This is a genomic window from Caballeronia calidae, assembly GCF_900044055.2.
Classification (GTDB): domain Bacteria; phylum Pseudomonadota; class Gammaproteobacteria; order Burkholderiales; family Burkholderiaceae; genus Caballeronia; species Caballeronia calidae.
Window position 1 is genome coordinate 16,677 of sequence record NZ_FCOX02000045.1, and the last position, 13,694, is coordinate 30,370.

10 protein-coding genes and 1 tRNA gene are annotated in these 13,694 nt (G+C 65.0%); 1 reads left to right on the plus strand and 10 read right to left on the minus strand.

Going from position 1 to position 13,694, the window contains the following annotated elements:
- The first annotated feature begins 177 nt into the window (after positions 1–177).
- Entirely contained in the window at positions 178–984 is an 807-nt protein-coding gene (locus AWB78_RS30140) for a glycine betaine ABC transporter substrate-binding protein (RefSeq protein ID WP_096031868.1), read from the plus strand.
- On the opposite strand, the gene AWB78_RS43975 is transcribed toward AWB78_RS30140, so the two are convergent.
- From AWB78_RS43975 to fdnG, 10 genes are all read right to left on the minus strand, one after another.
- A complete protein-coding gene (locus AWB78_RS43975; RefSeq protein ID WP_082883467.1) occupies positions 883–1,446 on the minus strand; it encodes an H-NS family nucleoid-associated regulatory protein in 564 nt (187 codons plus the stop codon). The two genes, AWB78_RS30140 and AWB78_RS43975, sit on opposite strands and share 102 nt — an antisense overlap.
- A gap of 116 nt (positions 1,447–1,562) precedes the next feature.
- Positions 1,563–1,658, minus strand: a tRNA-Sec gene (locus tag AWB78_RS46855).
- Between the two features lie 68 nt (positions 1,659–1,726).
- Positions 1,727–2,350, minus strand: a complete 624-nt coding sequence (locus AWB78_RS30145) for a DedA family protein (RefSeq protein WP_062610216.1) — start codon at positions 2,348–2,350, stop codon at positions 1,727–1,729.
- A 43-nt stretch (positions 2,351–2,393) separates the two neighbouring features.
- Positions 2,394–4,397, minus strand: a complete 2,004-nt coding sequence (locus AWB78_RS30150) for a bifunctional DedA family/phosphatase PAP2 family protein (protein WP_062610218.1) — start codon at positions 4,395–4,397, stop codon at positions 2,394–2,396.
- 37 nt (positions 4,398–4,434) lie between these two features.
- Positions 4,435–6,354, minus strand: a complete 1,920-nt coding sequence (gene selB / locus AWB78_RS30155) for a selenocysteine-specific translation elongation factor (protein ID WP_062610221.1) — start codon at positions 6,352–6,354, stop codon at positions 4,435–4,437.
- The gene (selA, locus tag AWB78_RS30160; protein ID WP_062610223.1) at positions 6,351–7,787 is read right to left on the minus strand and encodes an L-seryl-tRNA(Sec) selenium transferase; all 1,437 of its coding nucleotides are present in this window, start codon (positions 7,785–7,787) and stop codon (positions 6,351–6,353) included. Before selA ends, selB begins: the two co-directional genes overlap by 4 nt.
- Entirely contained in the window at positions 7,784–8,758 is a 975-nt protein-coding gene (gene fdhE, locus AWB78_RS30165; RefSeq protein WP_062610225.1) for a formate dehydrogenase accessory protein FdhE, read from the minus strand. The genes selA and fdhE overlap by 4 nt, the downstream gene beginning before the upstream one ends.
- A 108-nt stretch (positions 8,759–8,866) precedes the next feature.
- On the minus strand, positions 8,867–9,517 hold the full coding sequence (locus AWB78_RS30170; RefSeq protein ID WP_062610227.1) for a formate dehydrogenase subunit gamma: 651 nt from the start codon (positions 9,515–9,517) through the stop codon (positions 8,867–8,869).
- Positions 9,504–10,448: a formate dehydrogenase subunit beta gene (fdxH, locus tag AWB78_RS30175; protein WP_062610229.1), complete on the minus strand. Its 945-nt coding sequence runs from the start codon at positions 10,446–10,448 to the stop codon at positions 9,504–9,506. Before fdxH ends, AWB78_RS30170 begins: the two co-directional genes overlap by 14 nt.
- Before the next feature lie 10 nt (positions 10,449–10,458).
- Complete coding sequence (gene fdnG / locus AWB78_RS30180) at positions 10,459–13,527, minus strand: formate dehydrogenase-N subunit alpha (protein ID WP_082883468.1); 3,069 nt, start codon at positions 13,525–13,527, stop codon at positions 10,459–10,461.
- Between the last annotated feature and the right edge of the window lie 167 nt (positions 13,528–13,694).

Sequence of the window (13,694 nt, forward strand, 5' to 3'; positions counted from 1 at the left end):
GTCCAGGGCAAAGGGCGAATCGCTGATGTTAATCAGAATGGTTGAGCGGAACATAGGTGGAAGCCAGGTTCAAAGGCAGACTTCAACTGTCGCGACACAGGTGACGAAACGAAGAAATCCTTTTCCTCGCAGTTCGTTATAAAGGCTGCTGTCGCAGTCTCCGCGATCACGTTCGTGATGTCCGCGAACTCGGCTGAACCAATCAAGATTACGCTAGCCCACTGGGCCGATGCGCAAGCAGTCGTCTACACGGCGAAGTACGTTCTCGAAACGAAACTGCAACAGCCTGTCAATCTGGTGTATGCGGACCTTGGTATCGAATTCCAGGGCATCGCCCGGGGCGACGTGGACTTGATGCTGGGCGCCTGGCTGCCGGTCACGCACGCAGCCTATTACGCACGCTTCAAGAATGACATGGACGACATCGGGGTCATCTACACGGGAGCGAAGATCGGCTGGGCCGTGCCAGACTACGTGCCCGAAAGCGAAGTGTCGTCGACTCCCGATCTGAACAAGCCCGAGGTCAAGAGCAAGCTCAATAGCTCGATTCAAGGCATCGAACCGGGTGCGGGCGAGATGGAGGCATCGGAAAAGGCCTTGAAGGAGTACAACCTGGCCGGTTACAACCTCATCAGGGCGAGCGAGGCCGGCATGCTGAGTGCCGTCACGCGTGCTTACGATTCGAAGAACTGGATTGTCGCGACTGTGTGGAGCCCACACTGGCTGTGGCAAAAGTACAAAATGCGCTATCTGAAGGATCCGAAGGGCGTCTTGGGCGGCTCCGAGGAAATTCATGGCTTCGCTTCGAAGCAGTTCGCGCAAAAGTACCCGCGCGCCAACGTCTTTGTTCGCCACTTCAAGCTGACCTTGGCCGATGTCGAATCAATTGAGCTCGACGGTAATGCGACGAACGACTGGAACGCCGCCGCAAAGAAGTTCGTCGACACGCATCCGGACAAAGTTCAGGCATGGCTTGCGCAGTAGACGATCGACGGCGACACTCGCGCATCCTGCTGCCGTGGTTTTCTTAGCGGTCGCCTTTTTCGCGACTGTCGTATTCGACGCACCGGCCTTCTTAACGGTCGACTTTGCCTTCTCCGGGGTCACAGCTTCGGTTTCTGACTCTTTCGCAGCCACGCCCTTCTCCGCAACCGCATTCGTTGGTTCGCCCCTCTCGCCTGCAGCGCCGCTGCCTTCAATCAGAAACGCGCTGCGATCCTTGGCCGTGGCGATCCAGCCCGGCGCGCGTCCAAATCCATTCCAGGTAAGCCCGGAAACCGGATCACGGTACACCGTGCTTCGGTTCATTAGTCGGGAAACAACGCTTGCAAATCCCGAGTCCGTCTGTGTGATTTCGCGAATCCATGCGCATGGATCGTCCGACAATCCTGAATAGTCCCTCCAACGATAGAGGAGTGACAGAAGGTCCGGAGGAACCGAGTTCATCGAGACCCTGTTTCGACGAAAAACCAAAACGCTAGTCAGTACAATCAATTGCTGTCGTAAACGACATTTTCAGAGTAACTCCACAACACCCATACGCCGACAACGAATCACGTCGATGGCGGAAGACAGCCGGAGTCGAACCGACCTGGGAATGTCTGACATCCCCAACTGGGTTTGAAGCCCAGCCGCACCACCGGATACGAATGTCTTCCTTTTCACGACCGCGATCGAACACGCTCGCTCCAGATTCGACCGGGCGTCCGATTATAGCGGCGCCTCTTCAGCTGCTGCCATCGCGCGAACGCGAGGGCGGCTGTCGTCGCCGCACGAGTCGATAAACCCAGTACAGCAAGGCCGTCGCGACGAGCAGATCGACCACCGTCGCGCCGTGCGATTCCAGCGTCAGCACGGCGCGACGCAATTGCGGCTCGAACAGCGCGCCGCCCATCACCCAGAACGACGCCCACGCGACGATGCCGGCCGCGTCCCACGAAAAGAACGCGAGCGCGGCGATCTGCGTCGTGCCCATGAGCGGCGGCGTGACGAGCCCGAGGCCCGGCACGAACTTCGACACCGCGACGATCGGCGCGCCATGCCGCTCGAACAGTTCGCCGGTCGTGCGCATGCCGGTATCGACCGCATACGACCTGCGCGCGAGCGCCGCGACGAGCCGCCGTCCGTAGATGCGTCCCGCCGAGAACCACACGCTGTCGCCGAGCAGCGCCCCGCACATCGCCGCGAGCAGAACGTGCCCGAACGACAGCCGCCCGCTCGCCACCATCGAGCCCGCGAACACGAGCAGCGGCGCGGACGGCAGCGGCACGCCCAGGCGCGTGAGCAGGACGTTCGCGAACACGGCCGCGCCGCCCCACTGCACGATCGCCGACGGCGGAATCTGGATCAAGCGGCACCTCTCGATCGTTGGCTACCGGCTTCAATCGGACACGTCATTCGGGCTTCGACTCGACGAGCATCACCGGGACGCTGCCGCATCCAGCGCTGCTCGCAATTTCGATGCCGCGCCACGGCGAGCTCTCGCCGTGATCGAAGGCCATCGGATCGACGCGCCTGTCCGGCCTCAGCACGTTGAACGGCCACGAGGGCCGGCGCAAGCGCTCGTGCACGACCGAGCCGAGCCAGATGGGCGCAGGCGGCCCGCCCGCGTGCTCGCGCACCGCGTAATGCGTCGCCCAGAAACGCAGCACGTCGCGCTCGTCGCTGCCACGATTCGAGCGCGCGAACACGAACTTCGACGGCTCGCCGTTGTTCAGGCGCGGCAGCGCGGGCAGCGCGATCGCGGGCGCATTCGGCGACACCACCGACATCACGCTCGCAAGCGACACATGCGACACCTCGGTCCACCCGCGCGACAGCAGTTGCGCGCGCATCTGCGCGGGCGTCGCGGCCCATTGCACGGTGATCGGCTCGCGGCGATCGCCCTCCATGCTCGACCGATAGCAGGAAAACGTGCGCCAGACCGAATCGGTCCATTGGATCGGCGTGACGACGACGGTCGCGGGCGGCGTCGTGTGCGCCTCGGTGTCGTCGCTCAATTGCAGCGCGACGCTCGCGCAGATGACGGCCAGCACCGCGACCGGCATCAACGGGCGCGGCTTCGGTTTGGCCGGATTGCGCCAGACCGCCGTGAGCGCGATCAGGAACACCCAGACAGCCGCGAGCGCCGCGCTGCCGAGCGCATCGGAGATGGTGAAGCGGCCGAAGTACAACCCGGCGAGACCGACCGCCGTGACGATGGCCGAAGTCGCCGTCGCGATGAACACGCCCGTCAGCACACCCACGCGCCGCAGCAGCAGGAACGCGAGAAAGCCGTAGATCACGACCGTGGCCGCCACATGGCTGCTCGGAAAGCGATGCTCCGTCGGCGCGAACGACACGAGGACCGGCTCGTGCGCGGTGAAGCGGATCGCCGCGACGAGCAACTGCGAGAACGCGATGGCCACGACCCAGTACGCGACCGTGCGCCAGCGCCGCTCGAAGCTCATCCACACGATGACCATCGCGCCGAGCGCGAGCAAGGTCTGCGTGCTGCCGAGCGTCGCGGCGGCATCGAGAATCGAATCGGTCCAGGTCGAGCGGAAGGATTGCAGCAGCCGGTAGATCGACACATCCACCTGCACGATCGACGCGCCGCGCGCGACATTCGCGAGCACCGAGAAAAAGAGGACTGCGGAGGCGAGCAGCAGCACCGAGATGACGACGATGAGGCCCGTGGCCGGGTTGCCGGGATCGAGCGCCCGCGCCACGAGCCGCGCGATCAGCCCGCGGCCCTTCTGCGCCCACGCGAGCAGCGCGTCGCGCGACGCGATGGTCCAGCGCATCGCATGCGATACGACCACGCGCGCGAGATTGAACACGATCCAGCCGATCGCGGTGACGATGATGAGGATCACGACGAGCCGGATCGACACCGCGCCCGCCAGCTCGATCGACGCACCGAACACGACGCCCGGCAGGATATGCGTCGGCGCCCAGATGAGCGCGCTCAGGATGTTCACGAAGAGAAAGCGCGCGGGCGTCATGCCCGCGACGCCCGCGACGACCGGCACCACCGCGCGCATCGGGGCGACGAATCGCGCGAGCACGACGCTCTTCGCGCCGTGCGCGTCGAAATACTTCTTGCCGGCGACGAGCGCGCCGGGATGCGCGCGAAACGGCCACATCTGCGCGATCCTGTCCGCGTAGCGCTGGCCGAACCAGAAGCTCGCGGCATCGCCGGCGATGGCGCCCGCGATCGCGCAGACGAATACCCAGCCGAGATTCAGCGCACCGGCGCCGACGAGCGCGCCCGCGATGAACATCGCCGTGCTGCCGGGCACGAAGGTGCCGATGAACGCGACCGATTCGAGAAACGACGCGAGCAGCACGACGGCGAGCGCCCATTCCGGGTGGCCCGACAAGAGGTGCAGCAGCTTGAAGTAGGAATGCTCCATCGTGATCGACAGGCGAAGGCGCGAAGGTGCGCAATCGTCAGACGGACTCGTGCCAGCGGCTATCGGCGCGCAACAGATGCACGTCGCGGTGGAATCGAGTGTACCCAACCCGGTCGAAGAACTCCAAAATCTGTATCGCACGCTTGCGGCCGAGCGCGCTGGCATCGCGGAATGCCGCCGCGCCGAGCGCGCCGCCCTGTGCCTCGGCCGCTTGCGCCACGAGCTGCGCGAGCGCGCCGATCGACGCGCGGCAATAGAACAGGTCGCGCACGACCTGATGCACGTCGCCGCGCCGCGCGAGCTTCTTCAGCAGCCGGCGCATCTCGTCTTCCGCGACGCCATGCGTATTCGCGAGATCGCGCACCCACGGCGGATCGAAGCGCCCTGCTTCGAGCGATGCGAGCACCGCGCGCGCGAGCGTTTCCTCGCGTTCGTCGAGCGTCACCGCGTGCGACGGCAGATGCAGCCACGGCCCGCTCTTCGCGATCGATCCTTCGTTCACGGCATCATCGACGAGCGCGCGCCACAAGGCATCCGGCGCGAGCGGCGCGGCCATGCGGCGCAGGCGCGCGGCGTCGGGGCCTTGTTCATCGGGGAAACGTTCGTGGAAGGCGGCAAGCGCGTCGAGCAGACGGGCGTGCAAGGCGCGCCAGTGCGATGCCGCGATGAGCAACGCGTCGTCCTGCAAGGCAACGATGCGGGCATCGGCGGGCCATGCGATCGACGCCGCCGGCAGTCCGCACAGATGCTCGATCAGCGAGCGCTGCAGGCCGTAGGGCGCCTGCTCGAAGAGCGCATCGGCGCGGCCCGTGTCGAGCATGTCGGCGAGCGCGTCGAGCCACGCGCGGCGCTGCGGCGTGCGTCGCTTGCGCGCGGGCGCGAACGGATCGAGCACGCGTCCGCCGCCCACGGTTTTGTTCGCCTGCGCATTGCGCACGATGAAGCGGTCGCCGGGCAGCGCGCAAACAGGCTTGTCGAAGACGAGTTGCACGCGCGCCGTGTTCCCTGCGAGGAGCATGTCGGCTTCGAGCAGCGCGACGTGCGCCACGCGATGCGTCGTGCCGAGATGCACATGCAACGGCGCCCAATGCGTGAGCGTGAGTTGCGCATCCTTCAGCAGGCTCAGTTCGACATCGAGCCGCTCGGACGCGCGCGCGAGCCGCGCATCGACGATCCAGTCACCGCGTGCGAGCGCATCTTTTTCGATGCCCGCGAGATTGAGCGCGCAGCGCTCGCCCGCCCTGCCCGTCTGCGCCGCGCGGTTTTGCGCGTGAATGCCGCGCACGCGCACGGGTTCGCCGCGCGGTTCACGCGGCGCGATCGCGAGCGTGTCGCCGACGTTCGCGCGGCCCGCGAACACCGTGCCCGTCGCGATCGTGCCCTGCCCCGTCAACGTGAACACGCGATCCACCGCGAGCCGGAAAAAGCCGTCGTCGCGGCGCGTGCGCCAGTGCGCGGCGGCATCATGAAGACAGGCGTTCAGTGCGGCGACGCCCGCGTCGTTCTCTTTCGTCGCGTCGGTATCGAAGCAGGGCGCGTCACGCAACGCGCTTTCGGCGAGCAGCGCTGCGATGTCGGCATGCACGTCACGCACGCGCGCTTCATCGACGCGATCGCATTTCGTCACCGCGACCGCGCCGCGCGTCACGCCGAGCAGTTGGAGTATCGCGAGATGCTCGCGCGTTTGCGGCATCACGCCATCGTCGGCGGCGATCACGAGCAAAGCGAAGTCGATGCCGCACGCGCCCGCCGCCATCGTGTGGACGAGCTTCTCGTGACCGGGCACGTCGATGAAGCCGAGCACGCCGCCATCGTTCAGCGGCACGTAGGCGTAGCCCAGTTCGATCGATATGCCGCGCGCCTTCTCTTCCTTCAGGCGATCGGTGTCCACGCCCGAGAGCGCGCGCACGAGCGTGGTCTTGCCGTGATCGATGTGCCCCGCCGTGCCGACGATCATGCGCGTGCTTCCAGTTGCGCGATGAACGCGGCTTCGTCGGCTTCCTCGAGGCAGCGCAGATCGAGACGCAGCGCGCCGTCCGCGATGCGCCCGATCACCGGCCGCGGCAATGCGCGCAGCCGCTTCTCGATGCGGTTGAGCTGGCTTCCGGCGCGCTTGCCGTTCGCGAGGCGCACGGCCAGGCCATAGCTCGGCAACACGTCGACGGGCAATGCGCCGCTGCCGATCTGGCTGAACATCGGCTCCGCGCTCACGATGAATTCATCGCCGGTCATGCGTTGCAGCGCAGGCTCGATGCGCTCGGCGGCGACGCGCATCGCGTCGGCGGGACGCGTGAGCAGGCGCAAGGTCGTGAGCCGCTCGGCCAGCGTCTCGGGCGTGCGATACAGCCGCAGCACCGCTTCGAGCGCCGCGAGCGTCAGCTTGCCGACGCGCAATGCGCGCTTCAGCGGATGCTTCTTGATCTTCGCGATGAGATCGCGGCGCCCGACGATCAATCCCGCTTGCGGACCGCCCAGAAGCTTGTCGCCGCTGAAGCTGACGAGATCCGCGCCGGCCGCGACGGTTTCGCGCACCGTCGCTTCGCGCGGCAAGCCCCATTGCGCGAGATCGACGAGCGAGCCGCTGCCGAGATCGACCGCCACGGGCAGACCGCGCGCCTTCGCGAGCGGCGCGAGTTCCGCGATCGTCACTTCCTTCGTGAAGCCGCTCACCGCGTAGTTGCTGCAATGAACCTTCATCAGCAGTGCAGTCTTCGGGCCGATGGCTTCGTCATAGTCCTTCAGATGCGTACGGTTCGTCGTGCCGACTTCGCGCAGCTTCGCGCCTGCGCGGCTCATGATGTCGGGAATGCGGAACGCGCCGCCTATTTCGACGAGCTCGCCGCGCGACACGATCACTTCCTTGCGCGATGCGAGCGCGGACAGCGTGAGCAGCACCGCCGCCGCGTTGTTGTTCACGACGGTCGCGGCTTCGGCGCCCGTCAGCTCGCAGATCAGGCCGTTGATGAGATCGTCGCGATCGCCGCGCGCGCCGGTCTCCAGATCGAATTCGAGATTCGCGGGGCGCGTGAGAATGTCCGCCACCGCCTTCACCGCTTCGTCCGGCAAGAGCGCGCGGCCGAGGTTCGTATGCAGCACCGTGCCCGTCAGATTGAAGACGCTGCGCACGTTGCTGCGGGCGCGCTTTGCGAGGCTGGCATCGACCGTGCGCGCGAGTTGTTCGTCGCTCAACGCATCGACGGAAGCGCGGCCCGCCTGGGCATCGACGCGCCATGTATCGAGCGTGGCGCGCAACGCGGCGAGCGTCTGCGTGCGTCCGTATCCGGCGATCACCGCTTCGAATTCCGCCGATGCCAGCACGCGCTCGACCGACGGCACACGGGCCATCAGCGCGCGCAGTTCGCCGCCATCGTTTCCTGTCACGTCGCTCATCGTTGATCGTCGGTTTGCTCGGGCCACAGCCACGGATTGGGCGCCGCGCGCCGAAAGCCCGCATCGCCCATCAAGAGATCGAGCGTGAGGCTCGCGAGATCGTCGGCGTAGGGCTCGAAGTCGTAGGCCTTGTCCTGATAGCCGATCTTGCGATACGTGCCGCATTCGTCGCACGACTCCGCCTTGAGCGGCGCGCTCTTCGCCTTCGCGGCCTTGTCTTCCTCGCGCTCGTCGCCGCTGCCCATCACGTGATAGGCGATACCTTTGGTGGAATCGCAGTTCGTGCATTTCGCGCGGACCACGTGAAGCTCGGTCGCGCAGAGGCCGCATTGCACGTAGCGATAGCCCTCATACGCGCCGCCCACGCGCACGATGCTCGCAACCGGCAGCGAGCCGCACACCGGACAGACGCCGGGCGTGTCGAGATAAGGCACGTCCTTCACGTCGATGCGGCTCGCGAGATCCGTCCACACGACTTGCAGCGCGGCCGCGACGAAGGGCGCCGCGGCCGGATCGATCTCGGCGAAGCGCAGCGCGAGGATCGCATCGGCCTGCGCGTCGAGCGCGGCGCCGTTCATCGTGCGCAACCTGGCGACGAGCTGCATGAGTGCGGGTGTGAGCGCGCCCGCCGCCTCGATGCCGTCGAGCAGCATGAAGAGCACGTCGCGCCACGCGGGATCGCGGATATCGGTGAGCGCGGGGACGATGGGCATCGAATGCCGCTGATTCAGCTCGATGGATTCGCGCGAGGGCATCGGCGCGTCGAACGTGGTGAGCACGCGCTGCTGGGCATCGGCGAGCGCGGCCATCAGGCGCAGATAACCGGCGATGGGATTGTTCGCGTCGGCGAGTTGCAAGAGACGCGCCGCGCGCGCGGCGAAGACGGTGGCGCGCTCAGGCATGCGCAGGCGCGGAATGGCCGATGGATCGAGCGATTCGATTCGTGCGGCTTCGAGTATGCGTTGGACCACGGAAGGTTTCCTCGCGGGGAACGTGCCGGTCGATCAAGCATATCAGCTAATTCGACGCGTAAATGGACCGCACCCCGCTCGTATTGGCCCAACCGATCTTCGAACTTTCTACTTCCCGATAATCTCCCTGAACCACCGCGGATGATGCTTCCGCGCCCATCCATACGTGACCGTGCCGCGCGTCATCGCGCCGATCGATCCCTTCACCCACAGCGCCGCGTAGATGTGCACGATGATCGACACGATCAGCACGAACGCCGTCGCCGCATGCACGACCGACGCGATGCGAATCACCGTGATCGGGAAATAGAACGCGAAGTACGCGCGCCACATCACGATCCCGCTCAGGAGCAAGAGCACGAGACTCGCGACCATCACGAAGAAGATCAGCTTCTGCCCCGCGTTGTACTTGCCGATCGCGGGCAGGCGGTCCTCGCGATTGGCGAGGACGTCGTTCATCTGCTTCATCCACTGGATGTCGCTCTCGTCCAGATAGTTGTGATGCCAGAAGCGCAGCGCGAGGATCAGGAACGAGATGAACATCACGCAGCCCACGAACGGATGCAGGATGCGCGTCCACTGCCCGCCGCCGAATATCGCGTAGAGCCATGACATCGACGGATGGAACATCGCGAGGCCCGAAAGCGCGAGCAGCACGAAGGTGATCGCGGTGATCCAGTGGTTCGTGCGTTCGTTCGGCGTGTAGCGCACGATCAGTCGGTGGCCCTTCACGTCACGCAGTTCGCTATCGTGTTTCATCTGTCCGCTCCTGTCCGCCTTCACGGCGACGCCGCATCTCTTCCGCTTCCTGGTGCGCTTCCAGTTCGTCTTCCTCGGAGACCTCGTTCGGCCCGATGCGCGTGTAATGGAAGAAGCCCGCGAGCGCCGCGATGCCGATGCCGATCATCGCGAGCGGCTTCGTCACGCCTTTCCATATCGACACGAGCGGGCTGATGTGCGGATCCTTCGCGAGCCCGTGATACAGCTCCGGCTGATCCGCGTGATGCAGCACGTACATCACGTGTGTGCCGCCCACGCCCTGCGGATCGTACAGACCTGCATTCACGAAGCCGCGCTCCTTCAGATCCTCGACGCGCTCGGCCGCCTGCGCCTGCATGTCCACCTTGGTGCCGAACATGATCGCGCCGGTCGGACACGTCTTCACGCACGCGGGTTCCTGCCCGACCGAAACGCGATCGGAACAGAGCGTGCACTTGTACACGCGATGATCTTCCTTCGAGAGCCGCGGAATATTGAACGGGCAGCCGGTGATGCAATATCCGCAGCCGATGCAGTTCTCCTCGTGAAAATCCACGATGCCGTTCGTGTACTGCACGATCGCGCCGGGCGACGGACACGCCTTCAGACATCCCGGGTCCTCGCAATGCATGCAACCGTCCTTGCGGATCAGCCATTCGAGGTCGCCCTTCGGATTCTCATATTCGGTGAAACGCATCACCGTCCACGAATGCTCAGTCAGGTCGCGCGGATTGTCATAGACACCGGTCGTGTGACCGATGTCGTCGCGCAGATCGTTCCACTCCATGCACGCCGTCTGGCACGCCTTGCAGCCGATGCACTTCGACACGTCGATGAGCTTCGCCACCGAGCCCGTCACTGGCTCGCGCACCTGCGTCTGCGGCGTGGTCGTCGCCGAGATGCGCCTGATATCGAGCGATTGCAGAGCCATCTCGTTCTCCCTATGCCTTCTCGACCTTCACGAGGAACGACTTGAACTCCGGTGTCTGCGAGTTTCCGTCGCCCACGGAAGGCGTGAGTGTGTTGACGAGATAGCCCGGCTGCGTGAGGCCCTTGAAGCCCCAGTGCAGCGGCAGGCCGACGGTGTGCACCTTCTTGCCCTCCACGGTCAATGGCTTGATGCGCTTCGTGACGAGCGCCACCGCGACGATATGCCCGCGATTGCTCGACACCTTCACCCGATCGCCCGCGACCACGCCCACTTCCTTCGCATGCTCCTCGCCGATTTCCACGAACTGCTGCGGCTGCACGATCGCGTTCAGGCGCGCGTGCTTGGTCCAGTAGTGGAAGTGCTCGGTGAGGCGATACGTCGTCGCCGTGTTCGGGAACTTGTCGGCGGTGCCGAACGCCGCGCGATCGTCGGGGAACACGCGCGCCGCCGGATTGCTCGTCGCCACCTTGTTGTCGGGGAAGAACGGGTTGTGACCGAGCGGCGTCTCGAACGGCTCGTAGTGCGTGGGGAACGGCCCCTCGTTCATGCCGTCGCGCGCGAAGAAGCGCGCGACGCCCTCGGGGTTCATGATGAACGGGCTCATGCCCTTGTCCGGCGCCTCGTCGATCTTGAAGTCGGGAACGTCGGAGCCCGACCAGGCGCGTCCGTTCCACGCGACGAGCTTTCTCGACGGATCGAACGGCTTGCCGTTCACATCGCACGATGCACGGTTGTACAGGACGCGCCGGTTCGCCGGCCATGCCCACGCCCAGTTCAGCGTCTGGCCGATGCCCGTCGGGTCCGAGTTGTCGCGCCGGCCCATCTGGTTGCCCGCCTGCGTCCACGAGCCGCAGAAGATCCAGCATCCGCTCGCGGTCGAGCCGTCGTCGCGCAGCTGCGCGAAGCTCGCCAGCTGCTCGCCGCGCTTTGCGAGCACTTTGGTCTGATCGGTCGGATCGGTGACGTCGGCGAGCGCGCGGCCGTTGTACTCCATCGCGATTTCTTCGGGCGTCGGGCTTTCCGGGTCCGCGTACGGCCAGGTCATCTTCAGGATCGGATCGGGGTACTTGCCGCCCTTCTCCTGATACGCCTTTCTCATGCGCAGCCACAGCGCCGACATGATCTCCAGGTCGCTTCTCGCCTCGCCCGGCGCGGCCGCGCCCTGCCAGTGCCATTGCAGCACGCGCGACGAGCTCACGAGCGAGCCGCGCTCTTCCGCGAAGCAGGTGGTCGGCAGACGGAACACTTCGGTCTGGATCTTCGATGCATCGACGTCATTGAACTCGCCGTGGTTCTTCCAGAACTCGGACGTCTCCGTCGCGAGCGGGTCCATGATGACGAGCCACTTCAGCTTCGACAGCCCGAGCCCGATCTTCGCCTTGTTCGGCGCCGCGGCGAGCGGGTTGAAGCCCTGGCACATGTAGCCGTTCATCTTGCCCGCGGCCATCAGCTCGAAGACCTGCAACATGTCGTAGGACTTGTCGAGCTTCGGCAGCATGTCGAAGCCGAAGTTGTTCTCGGCCGTCACGTTGTCGCCCCACCACGACTTCATGAAGCTCACGTGGAACGCGCGATAGTTCTTCCAGTAGCTCAGCTGATTCGGCCGCAACGGCTGCGATGCGCGCTTCTTGATGTACTCGTCGTAGTCCTGCTCGCCTTCCATCGGCAAGGTCATGTAGCCGGGCAACAGGTTCGACATCAGGCCGAGATCGGTCAGGCCTTGAATGTTCGAGTGTCCGCGCAGCGCATTCATGCCGCCGCCCGCGATGCCGATATTGCCGAGCAGGAGCTGCACCATCGCGCCCGTGCGGATCATCTGCGCGCCGACCGAATGATGCGTCCAGCCGAGCGCATAGAGGATCGTGCCCGCGCGATTCGGCGCGGCCGTCGTCGCGAGCATCTCGCAGACCTTCAGGAACTTGTCGGTCGGCGTGCCGCAGACCTTCGTCACCATCTCCGGCGTGTAGGCGGCGTAGTGCTGCTTCAGCATGTTGTAGACGCAGCGCGGGTCCTGCAGCGTGGGATCGGTCTTCACGAAGCCGTCCTCGCCACGTTCGTAATCCCAGCTCGTCTTGTCATACTTGCGGTGCTCCGCGTCGTAGCCGGAGAACACGCCGTCCTTGAACGCGAAGTCCTCGCGCACGATGAACGACATGTCCGTGTAGTTCTTCACGTACTCGTGCTGGATCTTGTCGTTCGTGAGCAGATAGTTGATGACGCCGCCCAGGAACGCGATGTCCGTGCCGGTGCGTATCGGCGCGTAGAAATCCGCGACCGATGCGGTGCGCGTGAAGCGCGGATCGACCACGATGAGACGCGCGCGGCGATGCGCCTTCGCCTCGGTCACCCACTTGAAGCCGCACGGGTGCGCCTCGGCCGCGTTGCCGCCCATCACGAGAATCACGTCCGCGTTCTTGATGTCGACCCAATGGTTCGTCATCGCTCCACGGCCAAACGTCGGGGCAAGACCTGCCACCGTCGGGCCATGTCAGACACGCGCCTGATTGTCGAATGCGAGCATCCCCATGCTGCGCACGGTCTTGTGCGTCAGATAGCCGACCTCGTTGCTGCCCGCCGACGCCGCGAGAAAGCCCGTCGTCAGCCAGCGGTTCACCTTCTTGCCGTCGGGCGTGGTCTCGACGAAGTTCGCGTCGCGGTCCTCTTTCATCAGCACGGCGATGCGATCGAGCGCGTCTTCCCACGAGATGCGTTTCCACTCGTTCGACCCCGGCGCGCGATGCTCCGGATACATCAGCCGGCTCGGGCTATGGATGAAGTCGATGAGCGAGGCGCCCTTCGGACAGAGCGTGCCGCGATTGACCGGATGATCCGGATCGCCCTCGATATGGATGATGCTCGCCTTGGCGTTCTTGGCGTTGTCGCCGAGGCCGTACATCAGGATGCCGCACCCGACCGAGCAGTACGGGCAGGTATTGCGCGTTTCCGTGGTGCGCGACAGTTTGTACTGCCGGACTTCGGCAAGCGCGGGTGCCGGAGAAAAGCCCATTGCCGCCAGGCTCGATCCGGCGAGCGTGCTCGCGGAGACCTTGAGGAACTGTCGCCGTGACATTTGGAGCATGATTGCCCTCGGCGCGAGTCGTAAAGTGGGTTTCTAAAGTATATGGTGCACGATGACATCCGGCAGGCCGGTTGACACGGTGTTTGCACCGATCGGCCTGTTTTCGTCGCTCGCGCGTCGAACACTTCACTTGCTGCTGCTGTTTGCATCTTGCCGAAGCGCATCGG

Excerpts from the sequence above, each read along its gene's own strand:
- AWB78_RS30140 (WP_096031868.1), top strand. The coding sequence starts at position 178 with ATGTCCGCGAACTCGGCTGAACCAATCAAGATTACGCTAGCCCACTGG.
- selA (WP_062610223.1), bottom strand. The coding sequence starts at position 7,787 with ATGAGCGACGTGACAGGAAACGATGGCGGCGAACTGCGCGCGCTGATG.
- AWB78_RS30170 (WP_062610227.1), bottom strand. The coding sequence starts at position 9,517 with ATGAAACACGATAGCGAACTGCGTGACGTGAAGGGCCACCGACTGATC.
- fdxH (WP_062610229.1), bottom strand. The coding sequence starts at position 10,448 with ATGGCTCTGCAATCGCTCGATATCAGGCGCATCTCGGCGACGACCACG.
- AWB78_RS43975 (WP_082883467.1), bottom strand. The coding sequence starts at position 1,446 with ATGAACTCGGTTCCTCCGGACCTTCTGTCACTCCTCTATCGTTGGAGG.
- AWB78_RS30150 (WP_062610218.1), bottom strand. The coding sequence starts at position 4,397 with ATGGAGCATTCCTACTTCAAGCTGCTGCACCTCTTGTCGGGCCACCCG.
- selB (WP_062610221.1), bottom strand. The coding sequence starts at position 6,354 with ATGATCGTCGGCACGGCGGGGCACATCGATCACGGCAAGACCACGCTC.